Below are 24,443 nucleotides of genomic sequence, written 5' to 3'. Positions count from 1 at the left end.
CGGGACGGCGCCGACGGCCCGAGCTGTGGGAAGGGCAGAGCCCGGATGAGGATTGTCGTCGATCTCAACCGCTGTCAGGGATACGCGCAGTGCGCCTTCCTCGCCCCCGATGTCTTCACCATGCACGGTGAAGAGGCGCTGCTCTACAACCCGTACGCCGACGGCACCCAGCGGGAGAACGTGGCGCGCGCGGCGGCGGCCTGTCCGGTGCAGGCCATCCTGGTCGAGGACCTGGACACCGACGGGGCGGACCGGGCGGCCGGGCGCCCCGCGCGGGCGGAGACCACCGGTGTCCGGTAACGGATCGCTGGAGGCGCTGCGGCGTTCGGGGCGGATCGTGATCGTGGGCGCCTCACTGGCCGGGCTGCGGGCCGCGGAGACCCTGCGCGACGAGGGGTTCACCGGCTCCCTCACGCTGATCGGCGACGAACCCCACGAACCGTACGACCGGCCCCCGCTGTCCAAGCAGGTACTGCTGGGCAAGGCCACCGCCGACCGCACCGCACTGCCCCGCCGCCGCGAGCTGGACGCCGAGTGGCGGCTCGGGGTGGCCGCCACCGGCCTCGACATGACGGCCCGGCGGGTGCGGCTGGGCGACGGCGACGAGGTGCCCTACGACCGGCTGTTGATCACCACCGGGGTGCGCGCCCGGCCCTGGCCGCATCCGCTGGAGGCCGAACTCGACGGGGTCTTCGTGCTCCGCACCCGCCAGGACGCCATCGCGCTGAACCGGCGGCTGACCGCCGCACCGCACCGGGTGCTGGTCATCGGCGCGGGGTTCACCGGTTCGGAGATCGCCTCCGCCTGCCGTGAGCTGGGGCTCGAGGTGACCGTCGCCGAGCGCGGCCCGGCACCCCTGGTGGGCGCGCTCGGCGGGGTGGTGGGCCAGGTCGCCGCCGAACTCCATCGCGCCCACGGGGTGGATCTGCGCTGCGGGGTGATGGTCACCGGTCTGGAGGGCGACTCGGCCGGGCGGCTGCGCCGGGCCCATCTCTCCGACGGCACCGCCCTGGACGTGGACGTGGCGGTGGTCTCGCTCGGCGCCACCCGCAACACCGAATGGCTGGCCGGGTCCGGGCTCGGCGCCGGGCCCCGGGGGATCGCCTGCGACGCGGGCTGCCGCGCCTTCGACGTCCGCGGCATCGTCACCGACGACGTCTTCGTGGCCGGGGATGTGGCCCGGTCCCCGCATCCGCTCTTCAACTACCAGTTCCTGTCCCTGGAGCACTGGGGCAACGCGGTCTCCCAGGCCGAGACCGCCGCCCACAACATGATCAACGCCAGTGCCGACCGGCGACCGCATCTGTGGATCCCGGCGTTCTGGTCCTCGCAGTTCGGGGTGAACATCAAATCCGTCGGGGTGCCGTCCCTCGGCGAGGAGATCCTGATCGCACAGGGTTCGCTCGCCGAGGGCCGCTTCACCGGTGTCTACGGCTACCAGGGCCGGGTCATCGCCGCCGTCACCTTCGACCAGACCAAGTGGCTGGAGCACTACCAGCGGCTGATCGAGACCGCGGCCCCCTTCCCACCGCCGTGGACCACCGTGGACCGCCGCGCCGAGGGGCTCCGCCCGGTCCCGGCCGACTTCCCCGACCCCTCGCTGCCCACCCACGGGCCGACCGTCACGCTCAGCGGCTACTCGCCCACCGACCGACGGATCACCTTCACTCCCGCGCGGGCCTGACCGCGCCCGATGATCGAAGGACCTCAGCCATGACGCAAGGCTCGCTGCTGCGGAAGATCACCGACTACGCCAACCGCGCCGACCCGTACCCCGTCTACGCCGAGCTGCGCAAGACACCCGTACTGCACGACGAGGCGGGCCCGTACATCGTCAGCACCTACTGGGAGATCCACGGGCTGCTGCACGATCCGCGGATCAGCTCCGACGCGCGCAATCTCAACCCGCAGGCCGCCGAGACCCTCGCCGATGAGGAGGACCCCGCGCTGCCGCCCGCCTTCCTGCGGCTCGACCCGCCCGAGCACGACCGGCTGCGGCGGCTGGCGATGACCCCGTTCGGCCCGCCGCACACCCCGCGCCGGATCCACGCCATGCGCGGTGAACTCACCCGCATCATCGGCGAGCTGATCGACGGCTTCGCGGACCGCGACCGGATCGATCTGGTCGACCACTTCTCGTACCCCTTCCCGGTGACCGTGATCTGCCGGTTGCTGGGCGTACCGCGCGAGGACGAACCGCGCTTCCACCACTGGGCCGAGACCCTCGCGGCCGGTCTGGACCCCGACCCGGACGAGGACGCCGCCGAACGCCGCCGCGTCACCCAGCGGGCGCGTAGCGAACTCGGGCTGTACCTGGCCGAGCTGATCGAGGAGCGGCGCCGCGCCCCCGGGGACGACATGCTCTCCGCCCTGGCCGCCGGACACGGCCCGGAGGGGCAGATGACCCAGGCGGAGCTGCTGAGCACCGCGGCGCTGCTGCTGGTCGCGGGCCATGAGACCACCGTCAACCTGATCACCAACGGGATGCTGACCCTGCTGCGCAACCCGGACGTCCTGACCCAGTTGCGGACACGTCCCCATCTGGCCGTCCCGCTGGTGGAGGAATTGCTGCGGTTCGAGCCCCCGGTACAGCTGCTGCCCCAGCGCACCCCGCTCGCGGACATCGACATCGCGGGCGTCACCATCCCCAAGGGCGCGTCGGTCTGGCTCGTACTGGCCTCCGGCAACCGCGACCCGCAGCGCTTCCTGGAGCCGGACCGGTTCGATCCGCAGCGCAGGGACAACCAGCACCTGGGCTTCGGCAGCGGTATCCACAGCTGCTTCGGCGCCCCGCTGGCCCGGCTGGAGGCACAGCTCGCGCTGACCGCGCTGGCCCGGCGGCTCGACAATCCGCGGCTGCTGGAGGACCCGCCGGAGTACCGCCGCAACGCGGTGCTGCGCGGGCCGCGCCATCTGCCCCTGGCGTTCGACGGACTGCGCGAGCCGGGCGACTGAGGGGGCGCGGCACGTCAGCCGGGCGACTGCCGGGGCGCGGGCGACTGCCGGGGCGCGGGCGGCTTCCGGAGCGCGGGCGGACGCATGAGGGAGGGACGAAGCAGGAACGGGCGCGTCAGCCGGCCGGGGCCGTCCCGTCCGCCTCCGCCTTGGCGGCGATGTTCCGGGCCATCCCGCCGAAGACCAGCGCGTGCCAGGGCGAGATGCCCCACCAGTACAGATGTCCGGCCAGCCCGCGCGGATGGAACATCGCGCGCTGCCGGTAGACCGTTCCGCCCGCCGGGTCCCGGTCCACCCGCATCTCCAGCCAGGCCAGGCCCGGCAGCCGCATCTCGGCCCGCAGCCGCAGCAGCCGCGGCGGCCGGATCTCCTCCACCCGCCAGAAGTCGAGGCTGTCCCCGACCCGCAGCCGGGTCGCGTCCCGGCGGCCCCGGCGCAGCCCGACACCGCCCATCAGGGTGTCGATCCAGCCGCGCAGCGCCCAGGCGACCGGCAGCGAGTACCAGCCGTTCTCCCCGCCGATGCCCTCCACCACCCGCCATACGTCCTGCGGGGCGGCGGCCACGGGACGCTCACGGTGGTCGGTGTAGAGGCTGCCGCCCGCCCAGTCCGGGTCGGTCGGCAGCGGATCGCTGGGCGCGCCGGGGGTGGCGGCGGAGGACCAGCGGGTGGCCACGTCCGCGTCGCGGATCCGGCGCAGTGCCAGCTCCAGCGCCCGGTCCAGCCCGATCGGACCGCCCGGCGGGTCGGGTACGTACCGTGTGATGTCCCGCTCGGCGCACACCACTTCATGCCGCAGCGACTCCACCAGGGGACGCGCGATGGCGCCCGGCACGGGGGTGACCAGACCGACCCACAGGCTGGACAGCCGAGGGGTGAGGACCGGCACCGGCAGGATGAGCCGTCTGGGCAGTCCGGCGACGGTGGCGTACCGCAGCATCATGTCCCGGTAGGTGAGGACGTCCGGACCGCCGATGTCGAAGCTGCGGTGCACCTCGTCCGGCAGGTCCGCGCACCCCACGAGCAGTCGCAGTACATCGCGGACGGCGATCGGCTGGGTGCGGGTGCGCACCCAGCGCGGCGCCACCATGACCGGCAGCCGTTCGGAGAGGTAGCGCAGCATCTCGAACGAGGCCGAGCCGGACCCGATGATCACCCCGGCGCGCAGCACCGCGGTCGGCACCCCGGACTCCAGCAGCACCCGGCCCACCTCGGCCCGGGAGCGCAGATGCGGGGAGAGCGCGCTCTCGGGGACCCCGGCCGGGGTCAGCCCGCCCAGATAGACGATCCGCCGGACCCCGGCGGCGCGGGCCCGTTCCCCGAAGATCCGGGCCGCGCGGCGGTCGGTCTCCTCGAAGCCGGGCCCGGTGCCGAGCGCGTGCACCAGGTAGTAGGCGATGTCCACGCCCTCCATCGCCGCGTCCAGGGACGGCGCGTCGGTCACATCACCGCGGGCGGTCTCCACCTGCCGGACCCATGGATGATCGCGCAGCTTCCCGGGCGAGCGGGCGAGACAGCGCACCTCGTGACCCGCGGCCAGCAGCTCGGGCACCAGCCGCCCGCCGATGTAGCCGGTGGCTCCGGTGACCAGACAGCTCATGCAGCCATGCTTGGACGCGAAGAAGCCCGGCGCAAACGGACGCGGCGGGCGCGTCCGGGCCGGGCAGGACAAAACCTACGAGGTGGGCTCCCTTCGGCGGCATTGTCCGTATCAGGTAGTGGAGGTCGCCTTCCGGTCTCCCCGACCTTCAGGCCTCTCAGCCAGACCATCTAGAGGACGTTCCGGAGAACCAAAGTCCTCTGTCCTGAACGTCCCTCCGGTCGAGCTCCCTCGCTCGCCCCGCAGGCTGTTATTTACGTTACTCCTGGCCCCCCTGAGCGCCTAGTCCCTTTTCAAGAATTTTTTCCTATTTTCTTCCTGGCATGCGGAGGGCCCGCCCCCGGCACTCCGGCGCCTTGGCTGCGCCGGGAGCCGCTTGCCCGGTAGGCTTTCCGTGTGATCTTCAAGCGCATCGGAAACGGTCGGCCCTATCCCGACCACGGACGGGAAAGCACCCGCCAGTGGGCGGATGTCGCCCCACGCCCGGTACGTCTTGACCAACTGGTCACGACGAAGCAGCAGCTCGACCTGGAGACGCTGCTCGCGGAGGACTCGACGTTCTACGGCGACCTCTTCGCCCATGTCGTGAAGTGGCAGGGCGACCTCTATCTGGAGGACGGGCTGCACCGCGCGGTCCGCGCCGCGCTCCAGCAGCGCCAGGTCCTGCACGCACGCGTTCTCGAGCTGGGCTGACCACCCCGGCCCGGGCTCGGACGCCCCCCGTCCCGCCTCGCCGCGGCCTCCCGTGTTGGCCCTTTCGGGTTGGCCTGAGCACTAACCATTGATCATTTAGTAGGCATCGCCACCAGGCCGCACTACGCTGCGCACATGAGCATGCTGACCCCTCCCGGGATGGGCGGTAAGTACCGCATCACGGGCGACCGCTACCCGCGTATGAGGCGACCGCGCGGCCGTCGTCGGCTGGCGTTCGCCGCCCTCGGCTCGGCGGTGGTACTCGGCCTGGTCGGCTGGGGAACGCTCCAGCTCATCGATGTCTTCTCGGGCGGTGACGGCGATACCGTGCGCACCGCGCGGGGCAGCGCCGACTGCAAGCGCGACCAGCGCCACGACGAGAACCCGCGGACCGGCCGTACCGCGGGCTCACCGCCGAAGCCCGCCGAGATCACCGTCAACGTCTACAACGCGACCCCGCGCTCCGGTCTCGCCAAGGACACCGCGGACGAGCTCAAGAAGCGCGGCTTCAAGATCGGCAAGGTGGGCAACGCCCCGTCCGAGTACGACAAGAAGATCAAGGCCCCCGGAATACTGCTCGGCGCCCCGGGCGCCACCAAGGGCGCGTTCAATGTGCTCGGCACCCAGCTCGCCGGGGCGAAGACCAAGAACGACACACGCAAGGGCAAGGACGTCGACCTGATCATCGGCAGCGGTTTCAAGGACCTGGTGAAACAGAAGGACGCCGACAAGGCCCTGGCCGCACTGACCGAGCCCACGCCGGCGCCCTCGGGTTCACCGTGCCGCTGACGGCGAGGCGGCTCCGGCCGCCCGCCGCCCCGAGTCCGGCCCAGTGCCGCGTCGGTCAAGGTTTGCCCGGTAGCGAGGCGGTCCTGGTGCGTGCGATCGCAAGGCGGCCGGAAGCCCTCGTAATGGGCCTGCTCGGGCTTCCGGCCAACGCAGCGAACGTGCGTGCCGGGGCGGCGAGCGGGGCGAACCTTGGCTGACGCGGCACTAGCTAGCCGGCGGCCCCGTACATCCGGTCGCCCGCGTCTCCGAGCCCGGGGACGATATAGCCCTGTCCGTTGAGCCCCTCGTCGAGGGACGAGGTGACGACCCGCACCGGCGCGCCCGCCAGCTCGCGCTCCATGACCGCCACGCCCTCCGGCGCGGCCAGCAGACACAGCGCGGTCACATCGTCCGCGCCCCGCGACATCAGTTCCTTGATCGCCGCGACCAGCGTCCCGCCCGTCGCGAGCATCGGGTCCACGACGTAGACCTGACGGCCGGAGAGGTCGCTGGGCATCCGGGTGGAGTAGGTGGACGCCTTGAGCGTCTCCTCGTCGCGGACCATGCCGAGGAAGCCGACCTCGGCCGTCGGCAGCAGCCGCATCATGCCGTCGAGCATGCCCAGACCGGCCCGCAGGATCGGCACGACCAGCGGGCGCGGATGCGACAGCCGCACCCCGGTCGTCGGCTTCACGGGGGTCTCGATGTCGACCGGCTCGATGCGCACATCGCGCGTGCCCTCGTACGCGAGCAGGGTCACCAGCTCATCGGCGAGCCGCCGGAAGGTGGGGGAGTCGGTGCGCTTGTCGCGCAGCGTGGTGAGTTTGTGCGCCACCAGCGGGTGGTCGACGACATGGATCCGCATGGCGTCGACACTAACCGAGCCACGGCCCCCGCCCACCCCCGGTGACCCTCCGATCGCGTCCGGCCTCGCCCCTACCTGACCGTCGCCTCATCAACCGTCTGTCGCGGTAGTGGCATCAAACCGCCGATTCGGGGGAAAGTGGGCAGGAGTGCCCGGTCGCTGTCCGGGCGCGGACTCGGCCCGAGGGGTGATGTGGCCCATGGCAGACCGGAACAGCCGGACCGGAGCGGCGGCCGACGCCGCGCCCCGGGAGAAGAAGGAGAGCACCGCCGAGCGGCACCGCCGCCGTGACCGCTTCCTGCGGGCGCTCAACGAGGCCCGGGCGATAAGGAACCAGGTCCGCCCGCAGCGGACCCGCTCGGCCCGGATGCGCCAGGCGATACACATGCGGACCTTCGGCTGGTGAAGCCTGAATGAGTGCTCGCACCCCACCGGAGGCAGCCTCCGGGCCGGTTCACCCCCGGTCCGCGTGAGCGACATCTCTTTGGACTGGTGCACGACGCAGCGCGGAAGACCTCTCGCGAAGCGACGGTTTCTGCCACGATTCCGATTGGGGCGGGACACTGTCCCGCCCGCCCCGGCACGCCTATGACCAGTGGGAGAGTCACGGTGTACTTCGCCGCATTGCTCGCGCGCACCGCAGAAGGGTGGGAAGCGAGCGACACAGAGCTCGATGACGTGGAGACCCTGACCGATCTGATCGAACTGGCCCGTGGAGCCTCCAAGGACGACGACACGGTTCTGGCCTTTCTCGAGCACGAAGACGCGTGGTTCGGCGTCGTCCGCGTGGACGGCGAGGACGACCCGCACATCTATGTATCCGACGCGGCCGCGGCCGCCCGCACCTCGTACGGTTCGATGCTCACCGACGAGTTGCTCGGCCGTGACCCCGACGACGACCTGGACAGCCTCGTCGACCTCGACGGCACCGAGGACGGCGAGCCGGACCGGGACGACGAAGACGCCGACCCCGACGCACCGGTCCCGGTGGGCCCGCTCGGCGACGGCGACATCCTGGCCGACCTCGGCATGGACGAGAAGGAGCTGAAGGCCCTGGAAGGGGACGCGCTCGAATCGATCGCCGACATGCTGGGCTGCAGCATGGAGGGGCTGGAGGCGGTGCGCTGACCGCGCTCCGCGGCCCCCCCTCTCCCGTCGCCCAGTCGCCGACACTGGTGTCATGACCGATCCGCTGACCGGCAGCCCGCCGGGCCCCGACCCCGACCCCCTGCGCGAACCCTGGCGCATCCCGATGCGCCTCGCGCTGGAGGAGGCCGTACGGGCCCCGGAAACGGGGGACGTGCCGGTCGGCGCCGTCGTACTGGGCCCGGACGGCTCGGTCCTCGGCCGCGGCCGCAACGAGCGCGAGGCCCACGGCGACCCCACGGCCCACGCCGAGGTCCTCGCCCTCCGCGCCGCCGCCCGCCGCCTCGGCGGCTGGCGCCTGACCGGCTGCACCCTGGTGGTGACCCTGGAGCCGTGCACCATGTGCGCGGGGGCGATCGTCCTGTCCCGCGTGGACCGGCTGGTCTACGGCGCGGCCGACGAGAAGGCCGGTGCGGCCGGCTCCCTCTGGGACGTCGTTCGCGACCGCCGCCTCAACCACCGCCCCGAGGTCATCGCCGGGGTCCTCCCCACCGAATGCGCGGCCCCCCTCAGCGCCTTCTTCCGCGCCCCCTGACCCACCCCGCCCCCATCCCCGCCCGGAACCGATTTCGGTTCCCGGCCACCCGTCCGCTAGGCTCTCCCTCGGTAGCGTGTCCGAGCGGCCTAAGGAGCACGCCTCGAAAGCGTGTGAGGGGGCAACTCCTCCGTGGGTTCAAATCCCACCGCTACCGCTGTGAAGTGCAAAGACAAGGGCCCCGACCTGATCAGGTCGGGGCCCTTGTCGCGCTCCGTCTCAGTTTCCGTCTCGTTTGGGGTCCGCGGGGCCGTTCTCAGGCGCTTCCGGAGTGCTGCCCGGCTCACCCTCCGGCCGCTGCCACAGAAGGCCATCCACGCGCTTCGCCACGTCGTACCGGATGGTGTCCGTCACGTGCTGGTATCGCGCGGCCATCGCCGACGACGACCACCCCATGATGGACATCACGGTCCGCTCAGGGACCCCGAGGATCAGCAGCACCGTAGAGGCGGTGTGCCGGGCGTCGTGCAGTCGGCCGTCCCGCACTCCCGCCGCGCTCAGCAGTTCCTTCCACTCGTCGTAGTCCGTCCGGGGGTTGATCGGCTCACCCGTCTCGGTGGTGAAGACCCATCCGCCTTCCTGCCACCGGCTTCCGGCCGCCTCCCGCTCCTTGGCCTGCTGCTCGCGGTGCAGCTTGAGCAGTTGGGCCAGTTGTTCCGGCAAGCCGATGATCCGCTTCCCGGCCCGCGACTTGGTGTCGTCGGTGTCCTCGTTCGCCTGGAGGCGCTGCGGGCAGTACCCGGGGTACTTCCTGCCGCAGTCGCCAGCGCACCCGTGTGCGTACTTCGGCCGGAGGCGGCTGCGCCGGACGCGGAGCGCCTGGCCCTCGAAGTCCACGTCCGCCCACTGGAGCCCGAGGGATTCCCCCTGCCGCAGCCCGAGGGCGAGTGCGATGGCCCAGCGGACACTGTTCCGACGCTTCCCCGCCTCCTCCAAGAGGTGCTGAACCTCCTTGACCGAGTACGGATCAACCTCCTCCTCGGTGATGCGGGGTGCCTTGGCCAGGGTCGCCACATTGCGGCCGACGTGCCCGCGCCGCAACGCTTCGCCGAGCGCGACCCGCACCGTCCGGTGCGCCTGGTGAGCCGTGGCGGGCTTGAGGCCCCCGCGCTGCATCTTGGCGTACAGCCGCTCCAGGTGTTCCGGCTCAAGCTTGTCGAGGCGGTGGCCACCCAGGCCGGGAACGAGGTGCTTGGTGACCGCGACGCGGTAGCTGGAGTAGGTGGAGGGCTTCACCACGGGCGGCGCGGTGATGTTCTCCAACCAGTGGGTCAGCCATCCCTTGAGAGTCCAGGGCTTGCCCGGCTTCCGGACGGTGCCCGCGTCCCGCTCCTTCTCCAGCTTGCGGACTGCCTTGATGACCTCAGTTTCCGTCTTGCGCTCGACATGCCGCCGGTCCGGGGTCCCGTCGTCCCTCACACCAACGGTGACGCGGCCGTGCCACTTACCGTCCTTGCCCTCGTAGATGCTGGAAGCCCCGTTCGGCCTCCGCGTGCGCTTCTTCTCGTCTGCCATGACTCGGCTCCTCAAGCGGCGGTGCGGTTGCGGTTGGACTTCCGGAGCCGTGCGGCGTACTCGGGCACGGCATCGACCGGGACCCTGCGCAGACGGCCGACAGGCACGGACTCAAGCTCTCCCGTCCTGATGAGGCGGTAGCAGTAGGTACGGCCGATACGGAGGCGCCGGGCGGCTTCCTCGACGGTGAGCAGGACCAATGTGGGATCGAACTCAGGCTCTGGGTTGGTGGCCTCGTCCGGCCGGGACAGCCAGGACAGCTCCGATTCAGCGCTGTCCCGGCTGTTCTCGCAGGTCACATGCGGAGGCAGGACAGAGTGACAGCCGGGACACTTCATGCCTGCCCCTCCTCTGTCCCGGCTCCGGGGGCGAAGTAGGCCCCGCCCGAGTCACGCCTGAGCTGGCAGTCGTCGGCCATGCGGGTGCAGGTCTTGCGGACAAGACCGATCTCAACGCCGGTCGCCTCCGCGATCTCCTTGGGCTTGGCGCCGGGGTTGGCGCGGACCGCTCGGAGGATGCTGGCGCGGGTGTCGCCGATGGTGTGGTCGGTGACGGGCCCGTCCAGCAGGTGCCAGGCGCCGGAGGCGGGTTGGAAGGAGAGCGCGTATTCGGCTTCGTCCACGTCGCGGCCGGTGACGTGCAGAACTCCGTCTGCCTGCCCTCGGGCGCGCTTGAGCACGAGCGTGGCGTCTGCCGCCCCCGCAAGGCCGTTGGTCCCGGAGACTTCGGTCAGAAAGTCGTCGGAGCCTGCCTTGCGGACGTGGTGCACCAAGACGACGGCCACGCCGTAATGGTCCGCGAGCCGCTTGGCATGGCCGACAGCGGCGTAATCGGCGTCATACGCGGAGGCTCCGGGAACGGAGGCGCCGCGCATCTTGGCGAACACGTCGATGACAACCATGCGGGCGTCCGGGTTGCGGTCGAGCCATCCAGCGATGGCCTCGTTCCCGCCCTGGGGAAGCGGCGGGCACTCGGTGACCAGAGTCAGCCCAGCCGGGGCGGGCTGACCGCCCAGCAGCTTGCCCATACGGGTCTGGAGGCGACGCGGGGTGTCCTCCAGGGCGAGGTAGAGCACGGGGCCGCCGTCGACGGGCACGCTGTCGAACGCCTTGCCTCCGGCGGCGACGGACAGGCCCAAACCGAGGGACATCCAGGACTTGCCCACCTTCGGCGGTCCGGCGAGGAGGTTCACGCCCTCGGAGAGAATGCCGGGCACGGCCCACCGGGGTTCGGGGAACTCGGTTGCCATGAGTTGATCGGCGGTCCACGCGGTGCGCGGCCTTGGCAGCGGGGGCGGCTGGTCGGGGGCGGGCTCGCGGGGGACGGAGTACAGGTGAAGCGGCGGGATGGGGTTGGTCATGCCGCCACCTGCCGGGGCCGCTTGGCACCGGCCCGCAGACCGGACGCGATGGTGCGCCGTGCCTCGCGGTCGCTCTGGCCGACTTGGGCGGCAGCCGCAGCGAGCCATTCGGTCACGTCGTGCTCCGCCAGCTCGCCTCCGGCGACGAGCTGCCCGAGAGCGACGGACGCGAGGTACAGCGCGGTGTTGTGGCCGTCGTCTGGGGAGCGGGTGACCCTGGCCAGTTCGTCCTTGACCGCGCGGCGGAGGTAGGCACCGTGGCGGTCGGTCGCGAGCGGGACGGTAACGGGCTGCTGCGGGGGCAGCGGGGCCGGGCGCAGCAGCTCCGCCAGCCAGCGCGGGAGCGGGGCCGCCGAGGCGTCATGGATGACGGTGTACGCGCGGCCGTTGACGATGCTGCCCGCACCGACGACGTAGCCGCCCGCCGCGCGGGTGTCCACCTTCCAGCCGAGCTTGCCCGCCGTGTTCCGCATCTCCGCCCCGGCCGGGGCGGTCAGGTACAGATGGGTGCCGCCACGCCCGGTGCGGACGGTGTGCGTCTGGTGCGGGTAGGGCTGCGCGTGCTGCTCGCACACGACGCTCAGCACGTCTTCCCCAGTCGCGATACCCGGGGCCGCCCATTCGGCCGGCGGGGTGTCCTGCTCCCCCTTGGGGGTGTCGAGGTCGAGCACGACCAGCCCGGACGGGCCGGTGGCAATGCCGACGTTGTAGGGGGCGTGCTCCCAGCAGCGTTCGATGCGCGCGGTGTCGGTGGTCGCGCGTTCCTCCCACGCGCGCACCGCCGGGCGCTTGTCACCAGGAATGACCGGGAAAACGTGCCAACCGCGGGCGGCGGCGTCCAGCGCCGAGGCCATCTGTGCGGGACGTGCGGGTTGGGGCATGCTTGGGGTTCTCCTGTCTGTCTTCGGACGGATTGGGGTAGGGCCGGGGCGGTCGCGGTCTTTGGCGAGAGAGCGACCGCCCCGGTGCAGCTATGCGGTGTAGCCGATGGGGCTCAGCGCGGAGTGCGCGCTGTCGAGGGATCCGGCGAGGTTCCGGGCATCGTCCGCCGCCCAGTCGAGGGCAGCCTTGACGGCTGCCATGTCGTCATCCGCGTTCGGGTCCCGGTCGCTGCGCAGGTGACCGCCGTCGTGTAGGTCGGCGAGGAAGGCAAGGATCTGCTCGAAGGTCTGCGGGAGGCGCTGCACAAGGGTCTTGAGGTTGGCGACGGTGCTGTACGCGTCGCCCGGGTACTCCAAGCCGCTGCCCCACTTGAGGGTGGCGTGGTTGAGCTGGCGGATGGCTTCGGCAGCCGCCTCGGAGAGTTCGGCGGCGGGCATGGTCTGCTGCGGCATGGTGGCCACTCCTGTGGACTGTGTTCAGGCCGCGTTGCGGCGGTTGGTGGGGAAGTCGATGACCTGGGCGAGCCGGACTGGCGCGGCTTGGGGCTTGCCCTTCATGCGGCCCTTGGGCGGGGGCTCGGGGCCCTCGTCGGGCGGGCCGGGCCGGTAGGCGGCGCACACCGCGGCTTCGACGGCGTCTCGGCGGCGGGCGCGGCGGTGTCCGGCGAGGCACACCGGCCCGAGGATCGCGCCGGGCGCCAGCAGCGCGGCGGCAGTGATCAGTTCGGGGGTCACGGGGTTTCTCCTCGGAGAGCGGCGAGGATGTCGGGGAGGTTGCCGCCGAGGGAGGCAAGGCGGCGTTCGATGGCCTGCCAGGACTCGGGGTCGATGCTCATCAGCGCACCGAGGGTCGCGGGCACGTCGCCGCGTTGGTGGGCGGCGAGGGCGTCGCGGAGTTCACCAGCGGCCATGAGCGTGATGCACTCGTTCACGTGGACCGGCCCCCTGGTAGTCAGTTGCCGATGTCGGCGATGGCGTCCGTGATGGACGTGACGGTCTTGTTCACGGTCGGGGCGGCGTCGGTGTTGCCGAGGTAGAAGCCGAACAGCACGGCGGTGACGGCGGCCCCGGTGCGCAGGTGCCCGCCCTTGAGCAGGGCGCCCAGGCCGAGGGCGAGAAGCAGCACGAGGGAGACGGTGACGGTCATGGGCACGGGCCCCTTTCTGGGAGCGGGTCAGCGGGTGCCGTCGCGGTGGATGCGGGCGGCGCGGTTGTAGAGCCAGCGACCGGCGCGTATGCGCTTGCCGTGGCCCTTGCAGCGGCGGCAGTCCTTACCGCGCTTGGGACGTCCCTTGCGGTCGGTAGTCGTGGCGAAGCCGAAGCCGTTGCACTTGCGGCAGGTCCCGAACGGGCTTGCCGCACACACCGACGCGTAACCGAGCGTGATGGCCAGCAGGCAGGTGATAGTGAGGAGGGTCGGGGTCACGAAGTGCCTCCGAGGGCGGGTTCGAGGGGTTTCCGCAGGTGGGCCGCTATCGGCTAGCGGCCTGATCAGCCCCTATATGGGGCGCTAGCGGGGTCTCTAGCGCTAGAAGGTTCGCCCCCTAGCGCTAGAGACCCTTCACGGTCAGCCCGCGTCGCGGTTTCGGTCACGCTCCGCAATCGCGGTGATGATGTGGGCGCGCTCGAAGCCGGTCCGGTTGACGGTCTTGCCGTTGATCCGCCGGGCCACCTGTCCGGTGGCCACGCCGTACGGCTTGAGCGCGGTGGTCAGCTGCCGCGCCTTGTCCGCCGGGGCCATCTCGCCCCATGCGCCGTACTTCTCCGGCCTCAGCTCGGCGAGCCGGTCGACGGTGACGTCGTTCCACGGCTTGGCCTCATCCGCCGGGACGACGGCGAGGATGTCCTCAAGCAGCGGATCCACAGCCTCGCGCCGCTCGGGAGTCTCCCCTGCGGCGATGCCGCGCAGCGTGCCCGCGTCGATACGGGCCTTGCGGGCGCGCTCGCAGATGGCGTCAGCGGCCGGGTTGTCGAGGTAGTAGCCGCGCACGATCTGCGGGTCGTCGGCCGCGCCGACCAGGTAGCCGATGCCCTTGTCGGACCTGGTGAACGAGGTGGCGCGGATGCCGTTCTTGTACATCGAGGTGCCCAGGATCATGTCGTTCTCGATCTGGCCCATGACTCGCAGGCAGAACCGCGTGCCCACGTTCGCGCTGATGGCCGGGGGCAGCGATTCCTTGTCCGGGCGCTGTGTGGCCAGCAGCAGGATCACCCCGAGCGCCCGGCCGCGCTTGATGATGGCCGTGCACAGCGACCCGGCCTCTTTGCCGTACTTCTCGTGGCTGAACAGCTCCTGGCACTCGTCAATCGCGAGCACCAGCGGGTGCAGCCCGAGGGAGCGGTTCGCGGCCAGGGACGGGATGACCTTGTTCTCCGGGCACTTGTCCTTGGGCAGAGAGCTGATGACCTTGGCCCGGCGCTCCAGGTCCTTGTAGACGTAGCGGATCGAATCCAGCGCCGCCGCGGCGGTGTCGTCGTCCGGGCCGGAGCCGTAGTCGGCTGCCACCTTCTTCAGCGGGTCCAGGTCACCGGTGCCCTTCAGTTCCCAGATCAGCAGCTCAGCAATGGGATCCAGGGCGGCGGCAAGCAGCGGGGTCCGCAGGGAGAACGTCTTGCCCATGCCGGGCATGGCGCCGATCAGGACGTTGTCGTACATCAGCGTCAGGTCGACGTTCCGGCCGCGCTGATCGGTGCCGAACGGCAGCGGCTTGAACAGCGACGCAGCGCCCGACTTGGCCAGGGGCCACGGCGGCGAGGGCACCTTGTTCAGCGCCCGGTCGCCCACCCACAGCATCATCCGCCCGGCGTGCTCGTCGGCGACCGGCTCCGGCCACACGCACCCCAGCGGGCGGCGCAGGCCGGACGCGAGCTTTTCGCGCCGGTCGAGGATGTCGGGGACGGTCACGCCGTACGGCAAGTCGACATCCGCGCGCCAGCCGGGGCCATCCCGGGTGATCGGGGCGGGAAACTTGATGCCCTCCCCGCCCTTGGCGAGTGCCTTGTTGATCTCGGCAATGCCCAGGGCTCCCAGGGCACGTTCCACGATGCCGGAGGTGAGTCGTTCCACCTCGGTCGTCACCACCGCGCGGGAGATGACGGGCTTGTCGGAGGGGGCGCCCAGGAAGCCGAATCCGGCTGTCAGCAGTGCCAGCGCCAGCACCTCCAGCCAGGTGGGGGCGAGTACGAACAGCACGATGGCGAGCACCGGGCCGACGATCAGGCCGAGCAGCAGGAGGATGCCGCGCAGCTTGACCCGGTGGTCGCGCTGCCGCGAGAGCTTCAGGTACTCCTCGACGTTCTCGCGTCGGGCGGCGACCTGACGCAGCGGCTCCCCCTCGGTGTCGGCGACCCACCGCAGGGTGCCGCCGACGAACTTCGCCAGCCCGGCCGGGGCCCGGAAAGCGAGTCGGATGGAGTACCAGGGCAGGCGCACCGCGTGGAAGGCGGTGGTGTGCCAGGCGTAGCCACCGAGCCAGCCGATGGCGTTGACGAACTCCGGCTTGGATGTCGCCCACGCCGGGATCACCTCGCGCCGCTGCCCGGCCCTGAGCCGGTCCATCAGGCCCGGACCGGCCGGGGCCGGGCTGTCGACCATCACGGCCGACGCATCGTCTGACTCACCGTCTCGCGAGTCGCCCGACCGGTCGGCGTCCGGAGTAGTCGACTCGGTCGGCTCGGAGTCGGGCGACGCGTCGGCGTCGGGTCGGGTGGCGGGGTTGGCCGACTCGGCACGGGCCGATCGGGCCTTGCTGAAGTCGACTACCTCACCCCCAGAGTCGGGTGAGGAGTCGGCGGCTATCTCGGCTTCGAGTCGGTCGAAGAATTCGTTCTCGTCGTCAGGGTGGTTCACTGAGATTCCTTCCAACTGGGAGGGATAGCGGGGCCCGGTGCATCGCTTTGGTCGGTTGAAGACCGGGCCCCGCGTGGGGTTATGCGGCGAGTGCTTGAGCAGCAGCGCACGGCGCGCAGACCCCAAGTGAGGTGGGGAGGGTGTAGCCCGCGTCGCGCTGACACTGCGGGCAGAAGCGGCGGGCGGCGTTCGCCATGGCCAGCGCGGCCCATTTCGCCGCTGTCATGGGCCGTACGGGCTTGGCGAGGTCGAGGCGGTACAGGTACGCGGTTCGCACCCGACGGCCGTAGCTGCGGGAGGACCACATGAGTTGCGCGGCGATCCCTTGTCCGCCCGGCCGCAGCCCCCTGGCGCGCAATTGCCGACGGGTGGCCAGACCATCGGGCGCGAGGCCCCATGGGTAGGTGGGGACGCCGTACCGCTTGCCGGTGGGGTCGTACAACCTCAAGCGGCTTCACCCTCGGTCTGGCCGGTGTCCTCCTCCGGCTCGTCCACGGCATGCAGCGGACGGTCATCGGCGCGTTCGGCCTTCAGCGCGTCGCGCAGCGAGCGGGCGTGCTGGGCGCCGCAGTGGAGCACCTGGCGGAGGGGTTCGGCCTTCAGCCGCTCCTCGGGCCAGTCGGCCGTGACCGTGCGCGCCTCCCTCAGCAGCTCCTCGAAGCCACGTGCCGTCCGACTGGTCTTAGCCGCGGGCTTGCCCGGCCGCCGTCGCGGCTTCGACTTCGCTTCGGACTCGTCGGCCGTGGGCGGCTGCGCCTCGTCCGTCGGAAGTGCCGGCACCGGGTCCGGCTCGGCTTCGCTGGCGGGGGCGAGGTCGCCGAGCCTGAGCAGCACGCGTTCCCGGTGCGGGGTCTTCGAGCGCCACCGCCGCCCATGCCGCTCACGGAGGTCGGCGCGGGCGAGCTGCCGTTCGCGCTCGCGGCCGAGGGCGTCGGCATAGGAGGTGATCTCCCACAGGGTCATGCGGCGCCACAGAGCGAACGTCGACAGCGGGGCGAGCAGCCAGCGGGAACGCCGGATGCGCTCCATGCGGCGACCGGTCACCGCGCCGATCCGCACTGCGTAGACGTGCGCGGCCACCTCGGAGAGCACCACCCACAGCAGCGGCATCGTGCCGTGCGCCACCTTCGCCGACAGCGAGTGTCCGGCCGCGATGTTCAGCCAGCAGGTGACCAGCGTCAGCACCCAGGGCACGAACCGCACCCAGGCGAGCGGCATGTTCATCCGGATCAGCAGCAGGTTGGCCACGGTGAACACCGGAACCGCGGCGTCGATGCCGACGGGCAGCATCCACGGATACCGGAACCCCCACCGAGCCCCGGCCGCGGATACCGCGTCGAACGATGCGGCGAACCCCAATCCGCCCACGCCGATGCCCGCAGCACCGACCAGACCCAGCAGCCACAACTCCGCGCGGGACAGCGACGGAACCTGCGGGGCAGCCACCGGGCCGGTCTCGGTCTGGGCAGCCACTATGAGCCCCCTTCCGTGGCGGTGCCGCGGCGACCGTCGCGACGGCCGTTGACCGTGCGGTAGTCCGGGCTGATGGTGTGCTTGATGGTCCAGCCGCCGCCGGTCTGCTTGACCCCGTACATGGCCTCATCCGCGGCCCGTAGCGCGCTCGCCAGATCAGCGGCCGGGCCATCGGGGGTGTGGGCGTAGGCACCGATGGAGGCGCCCAGGGGCAGCGGCAGCCCGTCGTACGTGACGACGGAGCACAGCCACTGGTGCAGGTGCGTCAGCTCGCCACTCAGGGTGTCGGTGTCCGGGCAGCAGATCGCGGCGGCGAACTCATCCCCGCCCAGCCGTGCCACGGTGCCCAGCGGCTCGGCCCATTGGGCAAGGCGCTGGCCGGTCTCGCGGATCGCGGTGTCACCTGCTGCGTGCCCGTGGACGTCGTTGATCTGCTTGAACCCGTCCAGGTCGATGACCAGTACCGCACACCGATCCTTGCGCAGCAGCTGCGCGGCGTGCTTCTCGAACGCGGCCCGGGTGGGCAGGTCGGTGAGCGGGTCGCGGCGGGCGCGGTTGAGGCGGTGGCGGAACCACAGCCCATGCATGGCCCATCCGGTGGCCAGTGGGGCAGCGGCGGATACGGCGGTCAGAGCGTGGCTCATGCCGCCACCTCCGGCCCACAGGCCCGGGACCGGCGCCGGGCCGGGCGGGTCAGGGGGACGACGTTCAGCAGTGCCGGGGCGTGTACGGCGATGGCCTCCGCGGCGAGCCGGGACACGGCGTCGACCAGCTGTGGGTCGTCGGCGAGGATGTCGCGGGCCGCGTCCTGCCGCGCTGCGCGCTCTTCCTCGGTCTCTCCCGGCACCCCGAGCCACAGTTCCGGCGGTGTACCGAGGGCGAGTTCGATGAACTCCGAGGCGCTGACGGCCTCTTGATCTCCTATGTAGGTGCGCATAGTCAGTCTCCTGCTGCCTGATCAGGCAGGGGTAGGGCCCGGGGCGGTCGCGGTCTTGTGGCGAGAGACGACCGCCCCGGGCGCAGATGGGTGGAACCAGGAATGCCGCGTGCGGCTACTTGCGGCGGCCCCAGCAGCCGCCCGAGACGTTGCCGTCGGTGCGGGCCTGCCCGGACTGCTCACGGGCCGCGGCCTGGTTCTCCGCGCTGTTGTGCTGCTGGTAGTCCCGGCGCGCGTCAGCGTGCAGCTGCGCGACCGTCTCGGACTGTGCGTCGGTGCGAGAGCGGAATATGCTCACCATCGATCCCTTCGCGGGGTCATGGGGCGCGCCCGGTGCTGTCCAGGCGGAGGGCGCGCCCCGCTCTATGTCGGTGATCGGAACCGTGCTGTCCGGCTCCCCTCACCGCCCGGCACGCGGCCGGGCGGATCGGGCAACTGTCAGCTGAGCTGTATGTCGGTCGCGGTGAGGTTGCGGCCCGGCACGGTGTTCGCCCACGCCTCGATGTCGGTGCGCGCTCGCGCCTGGGTGTACGTGTCGTCGCCCTCGACCTTGCCCTGCGCGGTTCCGGTCTCACCGGTCCGCACATCGCGCACGGTCGCCTTGAAAGAGAACTTCTTGCCCATGGGGGCTCCTCTCGGATCAGTGGTGCGGGACGGTCTGTCCCGGCTCCCTCAGCGCTCGGCCATGGGCCGAGCGGAGAGCGGACGGCGAGGGAGTCGCACCCTCGTCCCCTCGGGGACGCACTACGCGCCGTCCGGTGGTCTGCCTCCAGCCGTGCCGTACACCTCCCATCAGCGGCGTCGGCTGGGACCTATGCAGTTCTCAAGCAACACGCGATCACTTCGGCCCGTTGACCTGCGGGGATCCCCACAGGTCCCGGTCTCCTCCGGCCGTGGCACTGTTCTAGCACAAGCGGTACAGCTAGCACAATCAACTGTGCTGTCACTGCTGGTTGAACTCAAGAAGGGCTGGCTACCATCGACGTCATGACGTCAACTGGTGATGAGTCGCGCCGCGTGAACGAGAAGATCGCTGCTGACCTGCGGGAAGAGATCACGGCGGGCAAGCACAAGCCGGGCGACAAAATGCCGTCAGTCCGCGAGATCGCCGACCGCTTCGCCGTTTCCGCCGGTACCGCCAGCAAGGCGCTTCAGCTGCTGAGCAAGTGGGGTGTCGTTCATCCCGACTCGACCCGCGGCTACTTCGTGAGTGCTCAGTCCGAACCAACAGACGAGCAAGCACCGAGCCCCGAGTTCCTTGCCCTCATGCAGGAGATCAAGGCGATCCGGGACGACGTGACCGGCCTGAAAGACCGCCTCCGCCATCTGGAAGAGCGGATCGAGTCTGAATGACGCGGTGTGCTACTCGGTCACACCGATCGGCCAGCCCTCGCACTTCCGCAGACAGGTCCCTTAGGGCCACCATCAGTTGATGCCGCTCCCGAGCCGTCAAGTACACGTCCAGCCCACCCCCTTGGATGTCTCGTTGCCGAACGCTCTCGACGCTATGGCGAACCTCTCTTATGACCCCGGAAAAACCTTCCGGGGTCGCTTCGTAACCTGACGTGAGGCTGGGTTCATGCGAGGAATGACACAGCACCTGACCATCGGTGAACGCGTCGCGTGGTACCGCCGCCGTCGCGGCATGTCTCAGGAGGTGCTGGCCGGGCTGGTCGGCCGCACCACGGATTGGCTCAGCAAGGCGGAGAACAACCGCATTGAACTCGACCGACTGTCAGTGATCAGGACACTCGCCGATGCACTGGATGTGTCCCTCGGCGACCTGCTCGCGGAACCGACGCTCATGGAGTGGTCCAACGAGAGCGGGCATCGCACGGTCCCCGCGCTCCGTGAGGCGCTGATGGACTACAGGCTCTTGACCCCCTTGCTGGGGACACTCGCGACCGACAGCGAACCGCCGGCACTCGCCGACCTGCGTGCCGACGTCGGTGAGGTTTGGGACGCGTACCAGAACTCGCGCTACGGCTTCGCCACCCGGCAGCTTCCGCTGTTGCTGGCTGACGCACTGGTCGCTGCGCGGTCGTACAGCGGGACCGACCGCGAAGAAGCCCACGCACTGCTCGCGATGACCTACCAGGGCGCGGCGATGGTGCTCGGGAAGCTCGGAGAGAACGAGCTTGCGTGGATCGCGGCGGACCGGGGGCTCACCGCCGCGCAGCAGAGCGGGAACGACGTGGTCACTGGGTCACTCTTCCGGTCCGTTACGCACTGTCTCCTGTCAACCGGACGCTTCGAGACAGCGGTGAAACTGGTGAACGACGCGGCTGGGGTCCTCCAGCCCCGTCTTGGCCAGGCTTCCCCTGCCTACCTCTCCGTGTACGGAACGCTCTTCCTCACGGGCTCGATGGCGGCGGCCCGAGCCGAGGACCGCGCCACGGCGCAGACCTTCCTCCGCGAAGCCGAGGAGTCGGCTGGGCGACTCGGTGCAGACGCGAATCACATGTGGACGGCGTTCGGCCCCACCAACGTGGCGATTCACCGGGTGGCCACGGCGGGGGAGCTCGGAGACATGCAGATCGCGGCGGAAGTCGGCCAACAGCTCGACACGAGCGGCCTGCCGACCGAGCGGCGCGTGCGGCACAACCTTGAGGTGGCCCGGGCTCTGAGCGCCTGGAATCGGACTGATGACGCGCTCTCCATGGTGCTCGAAGCCGAGCAGATTGCCCCTGAGCAGGTACGGCACCACTACATGAGCCGTGAACTCGTGCTCGGCTGGGTCCGCGGTACCCGTGGACGACCTTCCCGGTCGGTCGCCGACCTGGCCGAGAGGCTTCGGGTCGTCTGAGCTGGTTAGGCTCGTACGCGTGACTGAGAACGAGCACGAAGCGAAGATGGCGCGCCCGCGCGTTGCAGCGGGCGCGCTGTTCTTTGACGAGCAAGGACAGGTGCTCCTGGTGGAGCCGACGTACAAGGACTACCAGGAGATTCCCGGGGGCTACGTCGAAACTGGCGAGTCCCCGCGGCAGGCATGTGTGCGCGAGGTCCAGGAAGAGCTAGGCATCACGCCTGCCATCGGTCGCCTACTCGTCGTGGACTGGGCGCCGAACCCTGCCGAGGGCGACAAGATCCTTTACATCTTCGACGGTGGCGTTCTTTCGAGCGAGCTGCGGGCACAGATCCGCCTCCAGGTCGCAGAGCTGCGCGCTTACGGCTTCCACCACGTCGAGGATGTCGACAGCCTGACCATCCCGCGCCTCGCCCGGCGCATCCGCGCAGCAGCGCGAGCTCGGGACAACGCCAACATCGGGTACCTGGAGCACGGAGAGCTCCCGTAGAAGCGGTACGGAGAGGCTGGAACATTGGAGTGTCTTCCCTGTCTCTCTGTCTCGGTGTCTCCCTGACCTGCTCAAACAGCCGGGACAGCGGCAAACGGACCTGTCCCGGCTGTCCCCCCCGATGTTGCAGCCCCAGGACCCCACGTCCGTCTCAGTTTCCGTCTCGTTCGCCTCCGTTCACCCGCGTTCACGGCCGTACGGCCAGACGCTCCAGCCCAGGTCAGAAGCAGCCCGTGAACTGTGGTGAACGGAGGTGAACGGCGCCGCTCAGGGTCGCCGACCACGGGTGTGGAACTCGAAAGCGTGTGAGGGGGCAACTCCTCCGTGGGTTCAAATCCCACCGCTACCGCTCGAAGAACGAAGGGCCCGGCTCTCAGGAGCCGGGCCCTTCGTCGTGTGCGGGCGGAGCGGGCAACGGGCCGCGTGGGGCCGGTAGTTGGATCAGGGCGCGGGGTCGTCGCCGTCGGTGCGGCGGGAGCCGCCCGTGGCGATCAGGCCCTCGAGCCGGTCGAAGCGCTCGTACAGGGCCTCGGCGTCGGCGGACAGCCGGCGCTCGCCGCCGAGGGCGCGGTCGTGGACGGCCTCGGCCAGCCGGTGCCGGCGCGTCTGCTCGCGGCCCACGAACCAGGCGGCGATGGCCGCGGTGATCATGCCGTAGGTGGTGATGCCCACGAACATCACCACGCAGGCGATCAGCCGTCCCCAGAGGGTGACCGGGTAGAAGTCGCCGTAGCCGACGGTGGTCGCCGTCTCGGCCGACCACCACAGGGCCTTGGGATAGCTGGTGAGGTTCGCCGAGGAGGCGTCGCGCTCGGCCGCCACCACGGCGTAGGAGCCCAGCAGCATGACCGCGCCCAGGACGAGCGTGGCCACGGCGGCGGCCTGGGTGTGCAGCGGCCGGTCCTCGCGGCCGAGCAGCAGTTTGATCGTCCTGGTCAGGAATCCGGGCAGCACCATGGGCACCATGCTGCCGCCCGGGGCGGCCGGGGAGCGGCCGGGGCACGCGGCCGGCGTCCGCGGATCGCACCGAACGGACGCCGGTCGGGGGAGTGCTCCTCGCTCAGGGACGTTGCCTCTGCGGTCGGGGCCTCACGGGCCGGAAGGCGGGGGCTGCTGCGGGGGCTGGGTCTGGTTCGGATCCGGCTGCGGCTGCTGGTTCTGGTCCGGCGGCTGCTGCGGAGGCGGCTGGTTGGGAGGAGGCTGGTTCGGCGGGGGCTGGTTGGGAGGCGGTTGGTTCGGCGGCGGCTGGTTCGGTGGGGGCGGCGGCTGCGGCTGGGTCTGGTTCGGATCCGGCTGCGGCTGCGAGGGCGGCTGGGTCTGGTTCGGGTCCGAGGGCTGCTGCTGGGGCTGCTGGCCCGGGTCGGTCGGCTGCTGGCCCGGGTCCGTCGGCTGGTCCGAGGTCTGCGCCTCCGGCATCCCGCCGGACGGCGAACCGGACGGGCGCTTGGTCTCCAGCGGAGTGATGGTGTCGGCCGGTGTCTCCCCCGGCTTCGGCGCCTCCGGCAGGTCCGGTGCGCCCTGCTCGCCCGGCATCGCCAGGTACGGCGGGTAGTCGGCCTTCGCCAGGACCGTATCCTCGGACGAGTCCCCGCCCGTACCGCCGTCACCGAGCGGACGCTTGAAGAGCTCGGACTTGCCGGCCACCCCCAGCATCACGACACGCTTGGCGGCCTTCGGGGCCGACTGGATCTCGGTGACCGTGCTCTTGGAGAAGCCGGTCCACTCGGGTCCGGTGAACGTCGGCCGGGTGTCCCGCGGCGGCGCCGCCATCCGCACCGGGCTGCCGCAGTTGCACTTCACCACGGGCACCCCGCGCTGGTTGACGAGGACCGCCGTACCCGCCTGGAGGACGGCGGACGAGGGCTTCGTCCCGGGGCGGGAGCCGTAGACCTTCGCATAGGTGTCGGACCGCAGGACGGCGCCGGTCAGCCGGTCGACGTAGTCAGGGATGGCGTTCGCCGAGCCGATGTGCTGGATACGGCTCCAAGTGGCCGCCTTCTTCGGGTCGGCCTGGAGGCCGCGGATCAGGTCCCCGCGGTCACAGGGCTGCCGGTCGGACGACCCGGCGTACAGACCCGGGGTGTTGCCCAGGAAGGCCCGGCCGCCGTTGGAAGGCGACTCCAGATCGTTCCGGTCCTGACCGAAGGACCGGGTGAACGCCGGAACGGAGGTCTTTCCGACCGGTTCCCTGCGGAATTCGGCCGCCACCGCCTGCCCGGACGCCTTTCCGGAGGGGGAGACCATTCCGACGACCACTATGGCGGCCACCACGGCGACAAGTCCGACGACGAGAGCTGAGCGACGCGAGGTGAGATGCCAGGTGCTCGAGCGCATTTCCCACTCCTTCCGTTCCTCGGCCCCATGCTGCGCCCGCGCGACACGCCCCCGCGTCCCCCGAATCCTTGACATCCCACCCCACCTTCGGGGGAGTTGGCCGCCCGGCCCCGCCGACCGCCGTGCCGACCCGACCGGCCGGGTGCCGGAGCGCGCCGGAAACGCAGAACCGCCCCCGGACCGATCGCTCGGTCCGAGGGCGGTCGCCGCCCCTCGCGGTCTGGTACGCCGGTCC

At 70.8% G+C, this 24,443-nt stretch carries 31 protein-coding genes and 1 tRNA gene; 12 read left to right on the top strand and 20 right to left on the bottom strand.

From position 1 onward, the window contains the following. The first annotated feature begins 45 nt into the window (after positions 1-45). Genes HUT19_RS21295 through HUT19_RS21285 form a run of 3 tightly spaced genes read left to right on the top strand, consistent with a single transcriptional unit; the run spans position 46 to position 2,955 of the window. Positions 46-300, top strand: a complete 255-nt coding sequence (locus HUT19_RS21295; protein ID WP_176181996.1) for a ferredoxin — start codon at positions 46-48, stop codon at positions 298-300. Next, a complete protein-coding gene (locus HUT19_RS21290; protein ID WP_176181995.1) occupies positions 290-1,684 on the top strand; it encodes an NAD(P)/FAD-dependent oxidoreductase in 1,395 nt (464 codons plus the stop codon). Before HUT19_RS21295 ends, HUT19_RS21290 begins: the two co-directional genes overlap by 11 nt. Before the next feature lie 29 nt (positions 1,685-1,713). Then, entirely contained in the window at positions 1,714-2,955 is a 1,242-nt protein-coding gene (locus HUT19_RS21285; RefSeq protein WP_176181994.1) for a cytochrome P450, read from the top strand. A gap of 115 nt (positions 2,956-3,070) precedes the next feature. Here the strand turns inward: HUT19_RS21285 and HUT19_RS21280 are convergent, their stop codons facing one another. Next, a complete protein-coding gene (locus tag HUT19_RS21280; protein ID WP_176181993.1) occupies positions 3,071-4,555 on the bottom strand; it encodes an SDR family oxidoreductase in 1,485 nt (494 codons plus the stop codon). Positions 4,556-4,951: 396 nt separating this feature from the next. Here HUT19_RS21280 and HUT19_RS21275 point away from each other — a divergent pair, with 396 nt between their 5' ends. Further along, entirely contained in the window at positions 4,952-5,248 is a 297-nt protein-coding gene (locus HUT19_RS21275; protein WP_003986294.1) for a type II toxin-antitoxin system VapB family antitoxin, read from the top strand. Between the two features lie 135 nt (positions 5,249-5,383). Beyond that, entirely contained in the window at positions 5,384-6,037 is a 654-nt protein-coding gene (locus tag HUT19_RS21270; RefSeq protein WP_254885689.1) for a LytR C-terminal domain-containing protein, read from the top strand. A 208-nt stretch (positions 6,038-6,245) separates the two neighbouring features. Here HUT19_RS21270 and upp read toward each other — a convergent pair whose 3' ends face one another. After that, complete coding sequence (gene upp, locus HUT19_RS21265) at positions 6,246-6,881, bottom strand: uracil phosphoribosyltransferase (protein ID WP_176181992.1); 636 nt, start codon at positions 6,879-6,881, stop codon at positions 6,246-6,248. Between the two features lie 199 nt (positions 6,882-7,080). On the opposite strand from upp, the gene HUT19_RS21260 reads away from it, so the two are divergent. The 4 genes from HUT19_RS21260 to HUT19_RS21245 all read left to right on the top strand — a co-directional run bounded on the left by HUT19_RS21260 (position 7,081) and on the right by HUT19_RS21245 (position 8,719). Then, positions 7,081-7,287, top strand: a complete 207-nt coding sequence (locus HUT19_RS21260) for a hypothetical protein (protein WP_176181991.1) — start codon at positions 7,081-7,083, stop codon at positions 7,285-7,287. A gap of 203 nt (positions 7,288-7,490) precedes the next feature. Further along, entirely contained in the window at positions 7,491-8,009 is a 519-nt protein-coding gene (locus HUT19_RS21255; RefSeq protein WP_176187125.1) for a hypothetical protein, read from the top strand. A gap of 52 nt (positions 8,010-8,061) precedes the next feature. Further along, entirely contained in the window at positions 8,062-8,562 is a 501-nt protein-coding gene (tadA, locus tag HUT19_RS21250; RefSeq protein WP_176181990.1) for a tRNA adenosine(34) deaminase TadA, read from the top strand. A 70-nt stretch (positions 8,563-8,632) separates the two neighbouring features. Next, positions 8,633-8,719 (top strand) — tRNA-Ser (locus HUT19_RS21245). A 62-nt stretch (positions 8,720-8,781) separates the two neighbouring features. Here HUT19_RS21245 and HUT19_RS21240 read toward each other — a convergent pair. From HUT19_RS21240 to HUT19_RS21165, 16 genes are all read right to left on the bottom strand, one after another. After that, positions 8,782-10,077, bottom strand: a complete 1,296-nt coding sequence (locus HUT19_RS21240) for a site-specific integrase (protein WP_176181989.1) — start codon at positions 10,075-10,077, stop codon at positions 8,782-8,784. Between the two features lie 11 nt (positions 10,078-10,088). Continuing rightward, positions 10,089-10,328, bottom strand: a complete 240-nt coding sequence (locus tag HUT19_RS21235) for an excisionase family DNA-binding protein (RefSeq protein WP_254886199.1) — start codon at positions 10,326-10,328, stop codon at positions 10,089-10,091. An 83-nt stretch (positions 10,329-10,411) separates the two neighbouring features. Continuing rightward, a complete protein-coding gene (locus tag HUT19_RS21230) occupies positions 10,412-11,437 on the bottom strand; it encodes an AAA family ATPase (RefSeq protein ID WP_176181987.1) in 1,026 nt (341 codons plus the stop codon). Beyond that, complete coding sequence (locus HUT19_RS21225; RefSeq protein ID WP_176181986.1) at positions 11,434-12,318, bottom strand: bifunctional DNA primase/polymerase; 885 nt, start codon at positions 12,316-12,318, stop codon at positions 11,434-11,436. The genes HUT19_RS21230 and HUT19_RS21225 overlap by 4 nt, the downstream gene beginning before the upstream one ends. Positions 12,319-12,408: 90 nt before the next feature. Further along, entirely contained in the window at positions 12,409-12,771 is a 363-nt protein-coding gene (locus HUT19_RS21220) for a hypothetical protein (protein ID WP_176181985.1), read from the bottom strand. A 24-nt stretch (positions 12,772-12,795) separates the two neighbouring features. Next, positions 12,796-13,053: a hypothetical protein gene (locus HUT19_RS21215; RefSeq protein ID WP_176181984.1), complete on the bottom strand. Its 258-nt coding sequence runs from the start codon at positions 13,051-13,053 to the stop codon at positions 12,796-12,798. Beyond that, positions 13,050-13,250, bottom strand: coding sequence for a hypothetical protein (locus tag HUT19_RS21210; protein ID WP_176181983.1), 201 nt, complete (start codon positions 13,248-13,250; stop codon positions 13,050-13,052). The genes HUT19_RS21215 and HUT19_RS21210 overlap by 4 nt, the downstream gene beginning before the upstream one ends. A 20-nt stretch (positions 13,251-13,270) precedes the next feature. Further along, the gene (locus HUT19_RS21205) at positions 13,271-13,465 is read right to left on the bottom strand and encodes a hypothetical protein (protein ID WP_176181982.1); all 195 of its coding nucleotides are present in this window, start codon (positions 13,463-13,465) and stop codon (positions 13,271-13,273) included. 27 nt (positions 13,466-13,492) lie between these two features. Continuing rightward, positions 13,493-13,744: a hypothetical protein gene (locus tag HUT19_RS21200; protein WP_176181981.1), complete on the bottom strand. Its 252-nt coding sequence runs from the start codon at positions 13,742-13,744 to the stop codon at positions 13,493-13,495. A gap of 141 nt (positions 13,745-13,885) precedes the next feature. After that, a complete protein-coding gene (locus tag HUT19_RS21195; RefSeq protein WP_176181980.1) occupies positions 13,886-16,168 on the bottom strand; it encodes a cell division protein FtsK in 2,283 nt (760 codons plus the stop codon). A 79-nt stretch (positions 16,169-16,247) separates the two neighbouring features. Further along, entirely contained in the window at positions 16,248-16,616 is a 369-nt protein-coding gene (locus tag HUT19_RS21190; RefSeq protein WP_176181979.1) for an RRQRL motif-containing zinc-binding protein, read from the bottom strand. Then, positions 16,613-17,641 carry a DUF2637 domain-containing protein gene (locus tag HUT19_RS21185; RefSeq protein WP_254885688.1) on the bottom strand — a complete coding sequence of 343 codons (1,029 nt, stop codon included), beginning with the start codon at positions 17,639-17,641 and terminating at the stop codon, positions 16,613-16,615. Before HUT19_RS21185 ends, HUT19_RS21190 begins: the two co-directional genes overlap by 4 nt. Continuing rightward, positions 17,641-18,285: a GGDEF domain-containing protein gene (locus tag HUT19_RS21180; protein WP_176181978.1), complete on the bottom strand. Its 645-nt coding sequence runs from the start codon at positions 18,283-18,285 to the stop codon at positions 17,641-17,643. Before HUT19_RS21180 ends, HUT19_RS21185 begins: the two co-directional genes overlap by 1 nt. After that, the gene (locus tag HUT19_RS21175; RefSeq protein ID WP_176181977.1) at positions 18,282-18,578 is read right to left on the bottom strand and encodes a hypothetical protein; all 297 of its coding nucleotides are present in this window, start codon (positions 18,576-18,578) and stop codon (positions 18,282-18,284) included. The genes HUT19_RS21180 and HUT19_RS21175 overlap by 4 nt, the downstream gene beginning before the upstream one ends. A gap of 115 nt (positions 18,579-18,693) precedes the next feature. Beyond that, positions 18,694-18,879: a hypothetical protein gene (locus HUT19_RS21170; protein WP_176181976.1), complete on the bottom strand. Its 186-nt coding sequence runs from the start codon at positions 18,877-18,879 to the stop codon at positions 18,694-18,696. 137 nt (positions 18,880-19,016) lie between these two features. Then, positions 19,017-19,202 carry a hypothetical protein gene (locus HUT19_RS21165; protein ID WP_176181975.1) on the bottom strand — a complete coding sequence of 62 codons (186 nt, stop codon included), beginning with the start codon at positions 19,200-19,202 and terminating at the stop codon, positions 19,017-19,019. Between the two features lie 393 nt (positions 19,203-19,595). Between HUT19_RS21165 and HUT19_RS21160 the strand changes: the two genes are divergently transcribed. The 3 genes from HUT19_RS21160 (at position 19,596) to HUT19_RS21150 (ending at position 21,874) form a co-directional block, all read left to right on the top strand. Continuing rightward, positions 19,596-19,931: a winged helix-turn-helix domain-containing protein gene (locus HUT19_RS21160; protein ID WP_176181974.1), complete on the top strand. Its 336-nt coding sequence runs from the start codon at positions 19,596-19,598 to the stop codon at positions 19,929-19,931. 235 nt (positions 19,932-20,166) lie between these two features. Further along, a complete protein-coding gene (locus HUT19_RS21155; RefSeq protein ID WP_176181973.1) occupies positions 20,167-21,384 on the top strand; it encodes a helix-turn-helix domain-containing protein in 1,218 nt (405 codons plus the stop codon). Positions 21,385-21,403: 19 nt separating this feature from the next. Next, a complete protein-coding gene (locus HUT19_RS21150; protein WP_217712273.1) occupies positions 21,404-21,874 on the top strand; it encodes an NUDIX hydrolase in 471 nt (156 codons plus the stop codon). Between the two features lie 441 nt (positions 21,875-22,315). Here HUT19_RS21150 and HUT19_RS21145 read toward each other — a convergent pair whose 3' ends face one another. After that, positions 22,316-22,828 (bottom strand): potassium channel family protein, encoded by a 513-nt coding sequence (locus HUT19_RS21145; protein WP_303332595.1) that lies wholly within the window; start codon positions 22,826-22,828, stop codon positions 22,316-22,318. Positions 22,829-22,963: 135 nt separating this feature from the next. Beyond that, the gene (locus HUT19_RS21140) at positions 22,964-24,208 is read right to left on the bottom strand and encodes a DUF6777 domain-containing protein (protein ID WP_176181972.1); all 1,245 of its coding nucleotides are present in this window, start codon (positions 24,206-24,208) and stop codon (positions 22,964-22,966) included. Between the last annotated feature and the right edge of the window lie 235 nt (positions 24,209-24,443).

This window comes from Streptomyces sp. NA02950 (assembly GCF_013364155.1).
Classification (GTDB): Bacteria; Actinomycetota; Actinomycetes; order Streptomycetales; family Streptomycetaceae; genus Streptomyces.
The sequence above is the reverse complement of the archived record's forward strand: the minus strand, read 5'-3'. Positions and strand labels throughout refer to the sequence as shown.